Origin of the sequence: Rhodopila sp. (genome assembly GCF_035548095.1) — a bacterium.
GTDB lineage: Bacteria > Pseudomonadota > Alphaproteobacteria > Acetobacterales > Acetobacteraceae > Rhodopila.
Window position 1 is genome coordinate 48,881 of sequence record NZ_DASZUV010000007.1, and the last position, 14,890, is coordinate 63,770.

At 66.8% G+C, this 14,890-nt stretch carries 15 protein-coding genes and 1 tRNA gene; 9 read left to right on the forward strand and 7 right to left on the reverse strand.

What is annotated here, in order from left to right; all coding sequences use genetic code 11:
- Positions 1–359 precede the first annotated feature (359 nt).
- Positions 360–1,661, reverse strand: coding sequence for a citrate synthase (gltA, locus tag VHC04_RS07720; RefSeq protein WP_325679727.1), 1,302 nt, complete (start codon positions 1,659–1,661; stop codon positions 360–362).
- A 301-nt stretch (positions 1,662–1,962) separates the two neighbouring features.
- Between gltA and VHC04_RS07725 the strand changes: the two genes are divergently transcribed.
- The 4 genes from VHC04_RS07725 (at position 1,963) to VHC04_RS07740 (ending at position 4,764) form a co-directional block, all read left to right on the forward strand.
- Positions 1,963–2,865: an LpxI family protein gene (locus VHC04_RS07725; protein WP_325679729.1), complete on the forward strand. Its 903-nt coding sequence runs from the start codon at positions 1,963–1,965 to the stop codon at positions 2,863–2,865.
- Entirely contained in the window at positions 2,862–3,248 is a 387-nt protein-coding gene (gene gloA, locus VHC04_RS07730; protein WP_325679731.1) for a lactoylglutathione lyase, read from the forward strand. Before VHC04_RS07725 ends, gloA begins: the two co-directional genes overlap by 4 nt.
- A 142-nt stretch (positions 3,249–3,390) precedes the next feature.
- Positions 3,391–4,515 carry a CaiB/BaiF CoA transferase family protein gene (locus VHC04_RS07735; protein WP_325679732.1) on the forward strand — a complete coding sequence of 375 codons (1,125 nt, stop codon included), beginning with the start codon at positions 3,391–3,393 and terminating at the stop codon, positions 4,513–4,515.
- A 175-nt stretch (positions 4,516–4,690) separates the two neighbouring features.
- Positions 4,691–4,764: transfer RNA gene (locus VHC04_RS07740), tRNA-Gln, on the forward strand.
- Between the two features lie 247 nt (positions 4,765–5,011).
- On the opposite strand, the gene VHC04_RS07745 is transcribed toward VHC04_RS07740, so the two are convergent.
- From VHC04_RS07745 to VHC04_RS07760, 4 genes are all read right to left on the reverse strand, one after another.
- Positions 5,012–5,584, reverse strand: coding sequence for a PIN domain-containing protein (locus tag VHC04_RS07745; RefSeq protein ID WP_325679734.1), 573 nt, complete (start codon positions 5,582–5,584; stop codon positions 5,012–5,014).
- On the reverse strand, positions 5,574–6,020 hold the full coding sequence (locus tag VHC04_RS07750; protein ID WP_325679736.1) for a helix-turn-helix domain-containing protein: 447 nt from the start codon (positions 6,018–6,020) through the stop codon (positions 5,574–5,576). The genes VHC04_RS07745 and VHC04_RS07750 overlap by 11 nt, the downstream gene beginning before the upstream one ends.
- Positions 6,021–6,345: 325 nt before the next feature.
- Positions 6,346–7,017, reverse strand: a complete 672-nt coding sequence (locus tag VHC04_RS07755) for an RES family NAD+ phosphorylase (protein WP_325679737.1) — start codon at positions 7,015–7,017, stop codon at positions 6,346–6,348.
- The gene (locus tag VHC04_RS07760) at positions 7,014–7,541 is read right to left on the reverse strand and encodes an MbcA/ParS/Xre antitoxin family protein (RefSeq protein WP_325679739.1); all 528 of its coding nucleotides are present in this window, start codon (positions 7,539–7,541) and stop codon (positions 7,014–7,016) included. Before VHC04_RS07760 ends, VHC04_RS07755 begins: the two co-directional genes overlap by 4 nt.
- 256 nt (positions 7,542–7,797) lie before the next feature.
- On the opposite strand from VHC04_RS07760, the gene VHC04_RS07765 reads away from it, so the two are divergent.
- On the forward strand, positions 7,798–8,847 hold the full coding sequence (locus VHC04_RS07765; RefSeq protein WP_325679741.1) for a methyltransferase domain-containing protein: 1,050 nt from the start codon (positions 7,798–7,800) through the stop codon (positions 8,845–8,847).
- 40 nt (positions 8,848–8,887) lie between these two features.
- Here the strand turns inward: VHC04_RS07765 and VHC04_RS07770 are convergent, their stop codons facing one another.
- Positions 8,888–10,138: an MFS transporter gene (locus VHC04_RS07770; protein ID WP_325679743.1), complete on the reverse strand. Its 1,251-nt coding sequence runs from the start codon at positions 10,136–10,138 to the stop codon at positions 8,888–8,890.
- Between the two features lie 182 nt (positions 10,139–10,320).
- Here VHC04_RS07770 and VHC04_RS07775 point away from each other — a divergent pair, with 182 nt between their 5' ends.
- Positions 10,321–11,241 (forward strand): VOC family protein, encoded by a 921-nt coding sequence (locus tag VHC04_RS07775; RefSeq protein WP_325679745.1) that lies wholly within the window; start codon positions 10,321–10,323, stop codon positions 11,239–11,241.
- A gap of 32 nt (positions 11,242–11,273) precedes the next feature.
- Complete coding sequence (locus VHC04_RS07780) at positions 11,274–12,074, forward strand: hypothetical protein (RefSeq protein WP_325679747.1); 801 nt, start codon at positions 11,274–11,276, stop codon at positions 12,072–12,074.
- Positions 12,075–12,118: 44 nt separating this feature from the next.
- On the opposite strand, the gene VHC04_RS07785 is transcribed toward VHC04_RS07780, so the two are convergent.
- Positions 12,119–13,507 carry an MFS transporter gene (locus VHC04_RS07785; RefSeq protein WP_325679749.1) on the reverse strand — a complete coding sequence of 463 codons (1,389 nt, stop codon included), beginning with the start codon at positions 13,505–13,507 and terminating at the stop codon, positions 12,119–12,121.
- 48 nt (positions 13,508–13,555) lie between these two features.
- Here VHC04_RS07785 and VHC04_RS07790 point away from each other — a divergent pair, with 48 nt between their 5' ends.
- Together VHC04_RS07790 and VHC04_RS07795 are read left to right on the forward strand one after the other, a co-directional pair.
- Positions 13,556–14,029, forward strand: coding sequence for a thioesterase family protein (locus VHC04_RS07790; RefSeq protein WP_325679751.1), 474 nt, complete (start codon positions 13,556–13,558; stop codon positions 14,027–14,029).
- Between the two features lie 261 nt (positions 14,030–14,290).
- A complete protein-coding gene (locus VHC04_RS07795) occupies positions 14,291–14,851 on the forward strand; it encodes a Uma2 family endonuclease (protein WP_325679753.1) in 561 nt (186 codons plus the stop codon).
- The last annotated feature ends 39 nt before the right edge of the window (positions 14,852–14,890 follow it).

The following is a 14,890-nucleotide window of genomic DNA, read 5'->3' on the forward strand; positions in this document are numbered from 1 at the left end:
AAACTGGCCGCCTCGTTAAAACGCGGAAATTCCGAAATGCTTTGCAATACGTCGAGTCACGGCGTTGCGGCCGTGTGAACCGCCTTGTATGTCCGAGGCGGCGGCGTGGCCGGAAGGGCTTCGAGCGATGAGGGGCAGTTGGGAACTCATCGCTGAACCAGTGGCGTAGGGGCCTTGCCTCATCCTTTGCCTCATCCCGCTGACAGCGCTGCCGGGGCGGCGGGAAGGCACGCGTTCAATTTCACTCTGTGAAATTGATGCGGCGTGCCATCTCTCGCGCGGCCATTCACGCAAAAAAACGGCTGGCCCCGCAGGGCCAGCCGCTACAACCTGTGGTATTAACGGTCTGTGCCGCTGTGTCAGCCCCGCTTGGAAGCCGGCACATAGTCGCGGCGGGGCGCGCCGATATAGATCTGCCGCGGACGCCCGATCCGCTGCTGCGGATCCTCCATCATCTCCTTCCACTGGCTGACCCAGCCCACCGTGCGCGACACGGCGAACAGCGCGGTGAACATGCTGGTCGGGAAGCCCATCGCCTTCAGGATGATGCCGGAATAGAAGTCGACGTTCGGGTACAGCTTGCGATCGACGAAGTATTTGTCGTTCAGGGCGATCTTCTCCAGCTCCATCGCCAGGTCGAGCAGCGGATCGTCCTTGATCCCCAGCTCATTCAGCACGTCATGGCATGCTTTCTGGATGATCTTCGCGCGCGGATCGTAGTTCTTGTACACGCGATGGCCGAAGCCCATCAGCTTGGCGTGGTTGTTGCGGTCCTTCACGTCCTCAAGGAATGCGGGAACGTTCTTCACGTGGCCGATATCGGCCAGCATCTTCAACACCGCCTCATTGGCGCCGCCATGCGACGGGCCCCACAGGCTGGCGATGCCGGCGGCGATACAGGCGAACGGGTTGGCGCCGGTGGATCCGGCCAGGCGGACCGTGCTGGTCGACGCATTCTGCTCATGATCCGCGTGCAGGATCATGATCAGGTCCATCGCCTTCGCCAGGACCGGGTTCATCTTGTAGTCCTCGGCCGGCACGGCATGGAACATGTGCAGGAAGTTCTCCGCGTAGCTGAGGTCGTTGCGCGGATAGATGAAGGGCTGCCCGACCGCGTATTTATGCGCCCAGGCGGCGATCGTCGGCACCTTGGCGATCAGGCGGAAGGCGCTGATGCGGCGGCTTTCCGGGTCGTGCACATCCAGGCTGTCGTGATAGAAGGCCGACAGCGCGCCGACCACGCCGCACATCACCGCCATCGGGTGCGCGTCGCGGCGGAAGCCGTTGTAGAAGGTGCGCAGCTGCTCATGCAGCATGGTGTGGCGCATCACCCCCAGCTCGAACTCCTTCGCTTCGGCGGCGTTCGGCAGCTCGCCGTTCAGCAGCAGGTAGCAGACTTCCAGGAAGTTCGACTGCTCCGCCAGCTGTTCGATGGGATAGCCGCGATACAGCAGGATGCCCTCATCGCCATCGATGAAGGTGATCCTGCTGTCGCAGGAGGCGGTGGAACCGTAGCCCGGATCGAAGGTGAAGACGCCCAGGTCATTGTAGATCTTCCGGATATCGAACACATCCGGTCCCAGGGTGCCCGACATCAGCGGCAGGGAGGTTGATTTGTTCGACCCGTCGAGGGTGACGGTCACGCTGCGTTTGCCGCTCATGGCCCTATGTCCTTGGTAAGAAGGCTTTTCCACCGGTCGGTCCGGCGGGTGCGGCAAAATTATGGCGGCCAGCGCCAGGACGCAACCTTCGCACACGCAGCACGACCCGCGGCCCGGTCCCGCCGGCGGTGACCGGCCGCCGGTCTGGCGAGCCCGCGGCCCGTCTTGCGGACGGACCGGCAAGGCGGCGGCCAACGGGAGCGGCCAACGGGAATCGTGCGGCGGCCTGATTCGGTTTATGCACGGCGCCGCTGAGCAAGGATGAGGACGGCGTTTGCGACGAGACCGCGGCGAATTGGCGATGGCCGGCCATGCGGCCGCCGGACTGGCGGCCCAGGGCGGAGAGGGCACGACGTTGGGCATCCTCGCCGGTGGCGGTGCGCTGCCCGGGAAAGTGGCGGCGGCGGCGCGCGCGTCGGGGCGCCCGGTGTTCCTGGTGGGGCTGGAGGGGTTCGCCGACCCCGCCGAGCTGGCGCCGTTTCCGCACAAGATGATCCGGATCGGCGCGGCGGGGCGAATCCTGGCGGAGCTGCGCGCGCATGGCTGCCGGGACCTGGTCATGATCGGCCCGGTCAGGCGTCCCTCGCTGCTGCACCTGCGCCCCGATGCCGAGGGCGCTCGGATTCTGGCGCGGCTGGGCGTCGCGGCCTTCAAGGGGGATGACGGCTTGCTGGCGGCGGTGATCCGGCTGCTGGGAGAGGAAGGGTTCCACGTCATCGGCGCGCATGACGTGCTGCGCGCCCTGCTGGCACCGGCGGGGGTGATGAGCCGCGTGGCTCCGGACGCCCAGGCGCTGGCCGACATCGCACGCGGCGTGACGGTCGCGCGGCTGCTGGGCGAGGCGGATGTGGGGCAGGGCTGCGTCGTCCAGCAGGGGCTGGTGCTGGCGGTGGAGGCGATCGAGGGCACCGACGCCATGCTGGCCCGCTGCGGCACGCTGCGGCGGGACGGGCCGGGCGGCGTGCTGGTGAAGCTGGCCAAGCCGGGGCAGGAACGCAGGGCCGATCTGCCGACCATCGGGCCGGATACGATCCGCCAGGCGGCGCGCGCCGGGCTGAGGGGGCTTGCGTTCGAGGCTGGCTCCACCATTCTGGCGGAGCGGGAGGCGCTGGTGGCCGAAGCCGATACGGCCGGCCTGTTCCTGTATGGTTTCGATCCCGGCGCCGATATCAGTGCGATGATGACGGAGAGGACCGTTCCATGAGCCGGTTTTTACATACCATGCTGCGCGTCGGCGATCTGCAGCGCAGCGTCGATTTCTATACCAAGGGCTTCGGCATGAAGGAGCTGCGCCGGCGCGACGTGCCGGAGGGCAAATACACGCTGGCCTTCGTCGGCTACGGCGACGAGGACAGCAACGCGGTCATCGAGCTGACCTACAACTACGGCGTCGACAAGTACGAGATGGGCTCCGCCTTCGGCCACCTGGCGATCGGCGTGCCCGACGTCGCCGCGACGACCGAGAAGCTGCGCGGCCTGGGCGCGAAGGTGACGCGGGAACCGGGGCCGGTGAAATTCGGCACCACGATCATTTCCTTCGTGGAAGATCCGGACGGCTACAAGATCGAGCTGATCCAGCGGGCCTGACCATTGGGCCCGACCATCGGGCCCGACCATTGGGCCGGATGGATGCCGCGGCCTGCCGGCGTGCGATGGTACCTCGGCGGCTGACCGACCAGAGAGGCCGGGCGGCAGGATCGCCAGGCGATGAGACGGGGAGGAGTTCACCATGGGACCCTTGGCGGGCGTAAGGATCATCGAATTCGCCGGGATCGGCCCGGCGCCGATGGCATCGATGCTGCTGGCGGACATGGGCGCGACGGTGCTGCGCATCGACCGCGTCGCCGAGTCCGGCCTGGGTGTGCCGGTGCCGCAACGCTACGACTTCACCCGGCGCAGCCGCGCGACGATCGGGCTGGATCTGAAGAACCCCGCGGCGGTGGAATTCGCGCTGAAGCTGATCGACGGCAGCGACGCGCTGTTGGAAGGCTTCCGGCCCGGCGTGATGGAACGGCTTGGCCTGGGTCCGGATGTGTGCCTGAGGCGCAACCCAAGGCTGGCCTATGGCCGCGTCACCGGCTGGGGGCAGCAGGGACCGCTGGCACACGCCGCCGGGCACGACATGAACTACATCGCGTTGACCGGCGCCCTGCACGCGATCGGGCGGGAAGGCCAGAAGCCGACGCCGCCGCTGAACCTGGTGGGCGATTACGGCGGTGGCGCGCTGTACCTGGTGACCGGGCTGCTGGCGGCGATCATCGCCGCCCGCTCCACCGGCGTAGGCCAGGTGGTGGACGCGGCAATGGTCGACGGCGCGCTGTCGCTGATGACGCCGATCTACGCGATGGCCGAGGCCGGCCGCATGGGCGGCCCGCGCGGCACCAACTACCTGGATTCCGGCGCCTATTTCTACGAAGTGTATGAATGCTCCGATGGCGGGTTGATCTCCATCGCCAGCATCGAGGCGAAATTCCATGCCGAACTGCTGCAGCGGCTGGAGATCGATCCGGCGGGAATGCCAGCGCAGCACGACAGGGCCGGCTGGCCGGCGTGGAAGGAGAAGCTTGCGGCGATCTTCCGCACCCGCACGCGCGACGACTGGTGCAGCCGGCTGGAGGGTACCGACGTATGCTTCGCCCCGGTGCTGTCGATGCAGGAGGCGCACGCGCATCCGCACAACCAGGCGCGCGGCGCGTTCATCGAGGTGGATGGCGTGCGCCAGCCCGCCCCGGCACCCCGCTTCGGTACCACGACGCTGGACACGCCGCGCGCGCCCGGCGCGGTGACGCCGGCGGAGGCGCTGGCCGCCTGGGGCGTGTCCGAGGCCGAGCTGGCGGCACTCGGCCACGGTTGAGGCACGCGGCGGGGCCGGCCCGGTTCGGCTCCGCCATCCGAGGCTGATCGGGTGGCCAGGTTCGGCGGATTCCCAGAGAGGGTCCGGAGCCGCGCCGGCGGATTGTGACGGACCGGGTATCGGAGGGCGTTGCAGGGTCCGGGACGGCATGCTAAAGCCGCCGCCCGCACCCGACTGGGGGATAGTTTAGCGGTAAAACTCCCGGCTCTGACCCGGGCATCCTTGGTTCGAATCCAGGTCCCCCAGCCATGCTCGGACTACGCCCGGACCGAGTGCCTGGTCCTCTGCCAGTACGGCGATGCGGGCTCTCATGGCCGGATATGTCGGCTGTTCACCGCCATCGGATCCGCCTACATCCAGCCTATGCGCCGACCGAAGACTGCCAATCGCCGGCGGCACTGTCGGCAGAGTTCTGCAAAAATCGTCTGAGGCGAAGTGGCCATGCGGCCGAAACCGCTAAATTAGGCCATTGGGTGCTTGTGCCACAGGTTTGCGGCTACAGATCCTCGCGGCGTTCCTCGAGTCTTGACACCAATTCGGTAAGATTCTGTCGCCGCAGCGCTTCGAGGAAATCCGCGGGCGGGACCTGCGAGCGCCGCAAGTTACGGCGTGCGCGAGCGACGACGGCGACGAGTATGTCCGGGTTGGCGTCGTGCAGCGCGGTAAGAAAACGATCCGGGGTCTGCGCCACGGGACCCAGGTCCCGCAGCGACTCTGCGGGGAAGTCTTTCAAGTTCCAGGTCACGATGGCAGACGCGCCGACCGTGACCGCCGCGGCAAGCACATGCTGATCGTTCGGATCGGGCAGATCTATCGATGGAGCCGCGGTATTCACCTTGATGAGCGCACCCGGCACAGCCGCGTTCATTAGGTCGCGCGCCGCATTGAGTTGGCGAACCGGAAGCGCCGGATTGTTAACCGAAAGATTGCGAATCCATTCGTCGTGGATTGCGTCCGTCCAATGCGCGTCGACGAGACGGTCCACCGCACATTGGACGAGCAGGTTGCGCAGATGGAAGGGGTACAGGACGCAGGCATCATAAACCGCTATGGGCGGATTAGAGGCCATAGTCGCGCATCAGCGCCTCGGTGTTCTCGGCCAATGCGTCGAGCGCTTCCTGCTGCTTGTCGATCTTAACCTTGAGTGCAAGAACATCCTTCAGCCTGGCACGTCGGTGCTTGCCGACATAGCGAAACGGAAGATCGCCGGTGACCATTCGGTGAACGACCAGCGGGCGCGAAATGCCAAGGATTTCCGCCGCATCATTGGGGCTGATCTCCTGATCCTCTGCAAAGACAGCGACACGTTCCCCCTGGAGCAGGTGGCCCAGCGCCACCTCGACCAGGTCGGCCGCCTTCGGCGGTAGCCGGATGACACGGTCCTCGCCCGATGCCCGGCGCACGCGGACCTCAACCAGATCACCATTTTCAAGCCGCCCGATAGGCTTGGTGTCGTGCCGGTCCGCCTCTGAGAGTTCGACGAATCGGAGGATATGGGTCGTCATGAGCAGGCCCTTTTCATCTCCAATATAAGCCGGGACAAACTAACTGCAATATCTGAAATCTCACCAGAGTATGCCAGTGATCGCTGTTCGTCAGGCGGCAAAACTGAAGCGATCCGCGGAATGGTGGCGGCCTCTCCGGTCCGGTGCCGCAAGCCCGAGATGCGTGCCGTGCGCCGACCGAAGACGGCCAATCGAAGACGAAAAGACGGTCTTGGACCGCTGTACCTGGTTCGTTGGTTCGTCCGAAGGCCAGCCACCGCGTTTCCCCCGACTCCCTCCGCCGGGTCCGCTGGTGGCGGAGGCCCGTCCGGCATTTGCCAGGTGTTCATCCGCTGCCCGTGATCCGGCGCACCGTGATCCGGTGGACGGCGGCGCTGACGGCGATTTCGTAGTGGTCGGTCTGCATCACCTCCGTCACGTGACGCGCGCGGTAGGCCACGACATTCACGCCGCCGCGATGCCGCAGACTATCGTAGAGGATACCGGCGCCGCCCGCGGCCCGCAGGCCCTCGCCGAAACGTTGCGAGGCATCGTGGCGATCGGGCGCGTAGATGTCGGGATGGTCCCCCTGGCCGCCGCGCAGATCGAGATAGTCGCCCAGCAGTGTCGCGACATAGGTGCGATAGGTCCGGCGCATGCTGTCCACGCCGCGTGCGAGGGCTTCGCGCCGCAGGTGATGACCGACCTCCGCCGCCGCGGTGCGTATGTCGGCCGACGCGTACCACGCGCCAAGCTCGGGACCGTTGAACCGCATGCCCCCTGGTGACACGTGCAGGAAGGACGCCATCACGATGCTGGCATTGGGCACGCCATAGACCCAATCGGCGCGTGGCAGCCGTGCGATGCGCTCCGTCACCAGCCGGTCATTGGTCCAGCCGACCAGTTCCATCACCGCCTCCAGATCGGCGGCGGTGGCGACCGTGTCGAACAGGCCGATCGGCGGAAAGCGCGACGGGATCAGGCGGTGGGACGGGCGCGGCGCCGGCGCGGTGGTCACTGGAAGACGATATCCGCGTCCTCATAGGGGCGGGCGTCCCGGTCGACGGCATTGGGCGGCATATACAGACCGCCCCGAGCGCCATCGAGAAAACGGCGGACGGTGAGCAGGGAGTCTTGCGAGCCGCTGGTCATCACGTCGATCGGCGCCTGGCCGCCGAACACCAATGCATTATGCGGGCCGCGCAGCCAGGCGATCCCGGCGCGCTCATCCGGGAACAGGATGCCGAGGGCCTGGTGGATGCCCAGCACCGCGGACATGCGCGTCAGGACGTCGGAATCCAGGGTGATGCTTTCATGCGCGCGGGCCTGGCGGCACCAGTGGTGATAGGTCGAGCGTGACGGGTAGCCGAGGATCAGCCGCCGCTGCTCCTCCGTCAGGTTCCACAGATCGGCAATCGCCAGGAAGGTCCGCAGGGCAGGTGCGCTGAGGCGCCGCCGATTGGCCGGCTCAAACCGGCTTGTGTCCAGCCGCTGCGGGCCGGGTGCGGGTTCTGAGGCCGGGTGCGGATCTGTGCGCGGCATCGGATACCTCCGTGCAGATCCGGATATAGTCCGAATTTGGATGTCCGCAACCAGCCCCGGTTCGATGACATGCTCCCGATCGCCGGGTCACCCCTGTGGATCATGCCCCTGTCGATCATGCCCCTGAGGATCATGTGCGGCGGCGCGAAGCCAGGCCTCTCGGGACGCCGCCGCCCTGCCGCGGGCAATCTTTTGACTTCCGCGCCACCTTATGGTCTGCGACATGTTGTCACATAGGAACGGGGGCAGGCGATCCGTGGATCGGGCGACGTTGCTGCGGCAATACATCACAAAACAGCAGGCCGGTATCGAGATCGGACCCTGGTTCAACCCGATCGCCCCCAAACGCGACGGCTTCAACTGTCTTTCGATGGATGTATTCGACACGCGGACCTTGCGTGAGAGAGCCGCCGCTGATCCGCACATCACGGCGCCCCTCACCGACATCGAGGACGTCGATCTTGTCGGGTCGTCGACCGAGCTCGAACAGGTGGTCCGCGACAAATACCCGCTTGGCAGTTTCGATTACGTCATATCTTCGCATAATTTCGAGCATCTGCCCAATCCGGTCCGATTTCTGCAGGCGTGTTCGCGGGTCCTGAAATCGGGCGGTGTCATCTCGATGGCGATTCCCGATCACCGGATGTGCTTCGATCATTTCCGTCCGCTGACGACGCTCACGGACTGGCTCCTGGCCTATCTCGACAAGCGTGAGCGGCCCACGCCGGCGCAGATATTCCATCAATTCGCCTATATCGCGGACTATGTGGAGGGCGGTGAGCGGCGAGCCAGTTTCCCGTCCGCATGGTCACCCGACAATGTCGTCGGCCAGGCGAAACTGAAGCAGACCTATGCCGATTTCCTGACCTGGACCGAGAGCCTGGGGGAAGGCTACCTCGATGTGCATTGTTCCGTAATGACACCATCTTCCTTTGAGATGCTCGTCGCCGACTGCATTCATCTGGACTTGCTGCCGCTGGACATCATCGAAATCACGGCTTTCGAACACGAATTCCATGCGCATCTCCGGGTCGTGGCGGAGCCGGTGGCTCATGACGAGGAAGCCCATCGTCGGAGGCGCGATACGTTGTTGCGACGGAGCAGGGACGAGGAAGCCGTGATGTCGGACCGGTTTCGAGCCCTTCGGGCGGAACGCGACACCCTTCTCGACACCGTGGAACGGCTTGCCGCGGCCGTGCACGCGCTGGAAGCGGACGTCGGCGCCTTGCGAGACTCCCGTTCCTGGAGGCTGACGACGCCGTTGCGCTGGCTATCGTCCACGATGCGCAGGACCCGCGCCGGCTGAACCGCGTCCGGCCGAGGCGGACAGGCCGCCCAGGGCAGGGTCAACCCGACCCTGTCATGCTTTCGCGTCCCGCCCGCCGTTCCCGCCGCCGCCACACCAGCCCGCACAGCACCACCAGTGTGAAGCCGATCCCGGCGGTGAGCGTGATCGCGTGCAGCGGACCCGAGAAATCCGCGATCGTCCCCACCAGCAGGATGCCCAGCGGACCCATCCCGATGCACACCGTCAGCAACCCCATGAGGCGGGACCGGATGGTGGCCGGCGTGTGCAGCACGATCAGCGAAGTCTGCATGTTGGCGAAGGCGGCCGATCCGAACCCGCCCGCCGTCAGCAGCAGGCACGCCACCCAGAAGCTGGGGGCCAGCGGCATGCCGAAGACGCAGGCCATGTAGATCGCCGATCCGCCCACCATCAGGATGCGGCCGTTGATCCGCGGCTCCCGGCTGGTCAGCCAGGCGCCGCCCAGGAACCCGCCGAAGGATTCCGCCGCGGCCAGCACGCCGACCAGTGTCGGCGACACGTCGAACACGTCCCGCCCGATCGGCGCGATCAGCGCCGAGTAGGGGAAGCCCAGCAGGTTCATCACGATCGTGACCATCAGCACGCCGCCGATCACCACGTCGCGGCGGACATAGCGAACCCCCTCGGCGAGGTCGCGCGGCACATGGCCCAGCACCAGCGGCCGCGGGGTCTGGTGGTAGCGCACGCCGATCGCCAGGATCGCCGCCAGCGCGTAGACGCTGGCCGAGGCGGTGAAGCAGCCGCCCAGCCCCAGGCCCTGATAGATCGTGCCGGCGAAGACCGGCCCCAGCAGCCGGGTGAAGGAGTTCGACATCGTGTCCAGCGCCAGCCCGCGCGACACCAGCGGGCCCTCGACCGACTCGCCCACCATGCGCCGGCGGGTCGCCATCTCGGTCGACCAGACGATGCCGGCGGCGAACGCCGCCACCGCGACGTGCCAGGGCCGGGCGAGGTGGAGCCAGGCGAGAGCGGCGATGGAAGCGGAGGCGAGGCAGGTGATGATCTGGCCCGCCAGCAAGACCCGCTTGCGATCCAGAGCCTCGGTCACCACGCCGGAAAACGCGCCCAGCAGGAACATCGGCATGGTGCGTGCGGCGGAGACGATGGCGACATCCAGCCCGGAACCGGTCATATCGAAGGTGAACAGCGCGGCCGCCAGGGTTTCGAACCAGCGCATCGTGTTGACGCAACCGCCGATCGCCCAAAGCCGCACGAACGCATCGCATGACAGCAGGGCACGCAGACCGCCGCGAGAGACAGCGACTGTCACGGCGGAGCGGATGCCCCGACCGGCTGGACCGAAGACCGCACGACGTTTCCTTGATTGATCCGTATTGGGATTGACCGGTATCGGCGGGATTCAAGCACGCCGGCTCAGGATGGACCAGCCACGGAGCCAGGACTAGGATGCGGGCCTGCCTTGAAAGCCGCGAGTTTGGGGGACCGTGCCAGATGAATGATTCCACCGTTGCGACACCGGCGCACGCACGTTCGACTGCGACACCGGCGTTCGACCGCACGCAGGAAGACCTGGGCAATATCGTCGAGCTGGGCCACGTCAACGTCCGCGTGCCTGACCAGAGCAAGGCGGTCGCCTTCTACATCATGGGCCTGGGCCTGACGCGCGACCCGTACCTGATGGCCGGCCTCGACAATATGTGGGTGAATGTCGGGCGCGGGCAGTTCCATCTGCCGACCCGCGGCACGGATGTGCTGCGCGGCACCACCGCCCTCGTCGTCCCTGATCTGGAAGCGCTGCTGCGCCGGCTGGACGGCGCGCGCACCTATCTGGAGGGGACGCGGTTCAGCTTCCGGGAAGCCGGCGACGTCGTCGAGACAACCTGCCCCTGGGGCAACCGCATCCGCGTCCATGCGCCCGATCCGGCGAAATTCGGGCCGATGCGGATTGGCATGCCGTATGTCGAGCTCGACGTGCCCGCCGGCACCGACCTCGCCGCCATCGCCCGCTTCTACACCGACATCCTGGGCGGCATTGCCGGCGTCGCGACGGATGAGCGCGGACCGTATGCCTGGGCCAGCTGCTCCGCCGAATCGAAGGTGACGTTCCGCGAAACGACGGCGCCGCTGCCCGAATATGACGGTCACCACATTCAGATCACCCTGGCCGATTTTTCGGGCCCGCATCGGAAGCTGCGGGAGCGCGGGCTGATCACCGAGGAAAGCGACCAGCACCAGTACCGCTTCCTGGACATCGTCGACGTCGACACCAACAAGCCGCTGTTCCGGATCGAGCACGAAACCCGCAGCATGCGCCATCCGATGTTCAACCGGACCTTCGTCAACCGCAATCCCGACATGAACAACCGCAATTTCGTTCCGGGATACGAAGTCGGGCTGTGGGCGCTGAACTGACCCCGCCATCATTACCAGACAGGAAACGTCCGATGTCCCTCGCTCCCTACCAGGTCTCCGCCTACAACAGCGCCACCGCGTCCGAGAACAAGATCCACGACGATGCCACTGCGCAACGCTTCGGCTTCAAGGGCGGCTTCGTCGGCGGGGTGAACATCTATGCCTATATGGCGCACCTGCCGGTGCGCCGCTGGGGCCGGGAATGGCTGGAACGCGGCACCGGCGAGGCCCGCTTCGGCAAGCCGGTCTATGACGGCGAAATCGCCGAGGTCACCGGTGTCGAGGACGCGGACGGCATGGCTCTGTCGGTGCACAGCCTGGGCGTGCTGTGCGCCACGGGCCGCGCCGCGCTGCCGTCCAACCTGCCGCCGGCTCCCGCCCTGGCGGACTACAAGGCGGTGGCGCCGCGCGCCGAACGCTCCGACGCGAATGAGCAGACGATCCCGGTGGGCGAATGGCTGGGCATGGCGCCGATCCCCGTGACGCCGGAATGGCAGGCGCAGAACCTCGCGGACACGCGGGAGACGGATCCGCTATACGCGCGGGAGGGGCTGGTGCATCCCGGCTCCATTCTGCGCTGCTGCAACTGGGTGCTGACGCAGAACGTGGTGCTTCCGGCCTGGATTCACATGGGCAGCACCGTCCGCAACCTGGGCCTGGCGCGCATCGGCGACTCGCTGACGGTGCGCGCGAAGGTGACGAGGAACTATGAGCACAAAGGCCATAAATGGGTCGAGATGGACTGCATGGTGGTTGCCAATGAGACCAGGCCGGTCATCCAGGCGTTGCATATCGCCATCTATCGGCCGCGCCAGCTGGCCGAGGCGGCGTAGCGGCGGCCGTCCCTCCAGAGGGTCGCCCCTGCGGCGGTTCATTCCTACAGCGGTTTCGGTGCCGTCAGCCGCAGGAAGCTGACCACGCAGGCGATGCCGGCGAAGGCGGCGCCGGCCATCAGCGCGGTATGGGCGCTGGCGGCCACGTCGCCGGCCAGCACGTCGAAGATGATCGCCACCACGACTCCGCCCAGCGTCTGGCCGGTCAGGCGCGCGGTTGAAATGACGCCCGACGCCGCCCCGCTGCGCGACCGAGGTGCGCCGGCGATCAGCGCTCGGTTGTTCGGCGACTGGAAGAAGCCGAACCCGGCGCCGGACAGCAGCATCCGCCAGACCACGTCCAGGACCGGCGGATCGGGCGGCAGGGACAGCATGCTCAGCAGCCCGGCGCACAGCACCGCGAGCCCGATGCCGCCCAGCAATCCGGCCGGATGACGATCGGACAGGCGTCCGGCGATCGGGGCGATGATCATCACCACGGCCGGCCACGGTGTGATCAGCAGGCCGATATGGGTCTGCGACATGCCGCCGGCGACGGCGAAGTAGAACGGCATCGCCAGATACATCATGGTCTGCGCCGCATAGGAGCAGATGCTGGTGACCACCGACAGTGAGAACAGCGCCGACCGGAACAGATCCACCGGCAGCATCGGCGCCGGCAGGCGTCCCTGCCGCCGCACCAGCAGCACCGCCGCGATGGCACCCAGGACGAGCTCCGTCGCCAGCAGCGTTGGCCGGTCGTGATGGCCGATGCCGTCCAGCCCGATCAGCAACAGCCCGAAGGCCGCCGCGTTCAGGACGGCGCTGGTCCAGTCGAAGCGGTGGCCGGATAGCGGCGTCATCGGCAGCGCCCGCACCGCCAGCCAGAAGGCCAGCACCCCGAACGGCACGTTGAAGAGGAACAGCCAGTGCCAGGAGGCGAGCGACAGGATCGCCGCCGCGATGGTGGGTCCCGCCGCCGAGGAGGTCGCTACCACCAGCGCCACGCTCGCCACCCCGCGGCCCAGCTGGTCGCGCGGCACGATGAAGCGCACCAGCGCGGTATTCACGCTCATGATGCCGGCGGAGCCGAGGCCTTGCAGCACGCGGGCGGTGATCAGCGCGGACAGCGATTCCGCGAAGCCGCAGGCCAGCGAGGCCACGGTGAACAGTGCCAGGCCGCCCATGTAAACCCGCTTGTAGCCGGCGATATCGCCCAGCGCCGACAGCGGCAGCAGCGACACGACCACCGCCAGCTGGTAAGCGTTCACCACCCAGATCGAGTCCGCCGGCGTCACCCGCAGTTCATGCGTCATCGACGGCAGGGCGATGTTGGCGATGATGCTCGCCAGCACTGAAACGGCGATCGCGATGGTGATGGTGAGCATGGCCGAGCGGCGCGCGGCGGGAGGCAGGCCGTCCGTTTCCTCCTGCCGGAGCGTTATCGTTGTCATCCCGACAACTTGACCGACAGGCGCCACCGCAACAAGGTGCCGCCGATCATGAGCAGACCCGTCATCGAAATCGAATCGGTCGTCCGGCCGGAGTGGATCGACTCCAACGGGCACCTGAACCTGGCTTATTATGTGGTGATCTTCGACCATGCGACGGACGCCTTGTACAAGGCGCTGGACATCGGCGATGCGTATCGGGAGGAGACCGGTTTCTCCTGCTTCACCGCCGAGACGCACACGCTGTATGAGCGCGAGGTGCATCTGGGCGACAGGCTGCTGGTGAAATGCTGGCTGCTGGGGTCGGATGCCAAGCGGCTGCACTATTTCCACGAGATGTTCCATGTCGGCAGCGGCGAGCGCTCGGCGGTGCAGGAGCTGATGGCGTTGCACATCGACATGCGGGTCCGCCGGGTCGCGCCGTTCCCCCCGGACCGGTTCGAGGCGTTGCGGCGGGCGGTCGCGGAGTACGCGCCGAAGGCGTTGCCGAAAGGGGCGGGGCGGCGGATCGCCTTGCCGGGGTAACAGACGGTTTGTCCGGCCTGGCCTGCGTCCAGGGCGCCGTCGTGCTCGCCGCCGTCAAGGCCGAGCCGGCTGCGCCGGTGGCCTCTGGCCAGCCTTGACGGCGGCTGCGCGCCGGCATTGCGATGGCAGGTCGGGACGGAGGAACAGGCCCGTCTTGATCGGACACAGGAACCCGGCGGGCTGATCGGCCGCCATTGGGCCGGCGGTGCTTGCAGTGCCGCGGGTGGGTGCGCAAATCTGGGGCGTGGCGCAGGATCGAGCATGTCGGACACCGCCTCTCGCCGCATGACCGCCGATGCATTCCTGGCCTGGGCGCAGGAGCAGCCGGAGGGCCAGCATTTCGAGCTGTGCGACGGCGAAGTCATCGCGATGGCGCCGGAATGCAGTGGCCACGCGCTGACCAAGGCGCATGTCTGGCGCCGGCTGGCCGAGACGGTCGAGGCGGCCGGGCGCGACTGCGACGTGTATCCGGACGGCATGGCCGTCGTCGTGGACGATGCGACAGTCTACGAGCCGGACGTGGTGATCCGCTGCGGCCCGCGCGTGCCGCCGGATACGGTACGGCTATCGGATCCTGTGGTGATCGTGGAGGTCCTTTCCCCTTCCACCCGGGGGCGAGACATGCGAGGCAAATTGATCGACTACTTTCGTTTGCCGAGCTTGCGCCATTACGTGATCGTGCGTCCGGGCGATGGCGCCATCATCCACCATGCCCGGACCCCGCCCGAGACCACCATCCTGACCCGCATCATCAACGACGGCACCTTGCACCTGGACCCGCCGGGCATCACCGTGACCGGCCTCTTTCTGCCGCCGCGCTGATACGCTTCATCAATTCCGTCCCCGCCCCGCGGATGCCGA

Excerpts from the sequence above, each read along its gene's own strand:
- VHC04_RS07795 (WP_325679753.1), top strand. The coding sequence starts at position 14,291 with ATGTCGGACACCGCCTCTCGCCGCATGACCGCCGATGCATTCCTGGCC.
- gltA (WP_325679727.1), bottom strand. The coding sequence starts at position 1,661 with ATGAGCGGCAAACGCAGCGTGACCGTCACCCTCGACGGGTCGAACAAA.
- VHC04_RS07735 (WP_325679732.1), top strand. The coding sequence starts at position 3,391 with ATGGGACCCTTGGCGGGCGTAAGGATCATCGAATTCGCCGGGATCGGC.
- VHC04_RS07750 (WP_325679736.1), bottom strand. The coding sequence starts at position 6,020 with ATGACGACCCATATCCTCCGATTCGTCGAACTCTCAGAGGCGGACCGG.
- VHC04_RS07760 (WP_325679739.1), bottom strand. The coding sequence starts at position 7,541 with ATGCCGCGCACAGATCCGCACCCGGCCTCAGAACCCGCACCCGGCCCG.
- VHC04_RS07780 (WP_325679747.1), top strand. The coding sequence starts at position 11,274 with ATGTCCCTCGCTCCCTACCAGGTCTCCGCCTACAACAGCGCCACCGCG.
- VHC04_RS07785 (WP_325679749.1), bottom strand. The coding sequence starts at position 13,507 with ATGACAACGATAACGCTCCGGCAGGAGGAAACGGACGGCCTGCCTCCC.
- VHC04_RS07745 (WP_325679734.1), bottom strand. The coding sequence starts at position 5,584 with ATGGCCTCTAATCCGCCCATAGCGGTTTATGATGCCTGCGTCCTGTAC.
- VHC04_RS07725 (WP_325679729.1), top strand. The coding sequence starts at position 1,963 with ATGGCCGGCCATGCGGCCGCCGGACTGGCGGCCCAGGGCGGAGAGGGC.
- VHC04_RS07790 (WP_325679751.1), top strand. The coding sequence starts at position 13,556 with ATGAGCAGACCCGTCATCGAAATCGAATCGGTCGTCCGGCCGGAGTGG.
- VHC04_RS07775 (WP_325679745.1), top strand. The coding sequence starts at position 10,321 with ATGAATGATTCCACCGTTGCGACACCGGCGCACGCACGTTCGACTGCG.
- gloA (WP_325679731.1), top strand. The coding sequence starts at position 2,862 with ATGAGCCGGTTTTTACATACCATGCTGCGCGTCGGCGATCTGCAGCGC.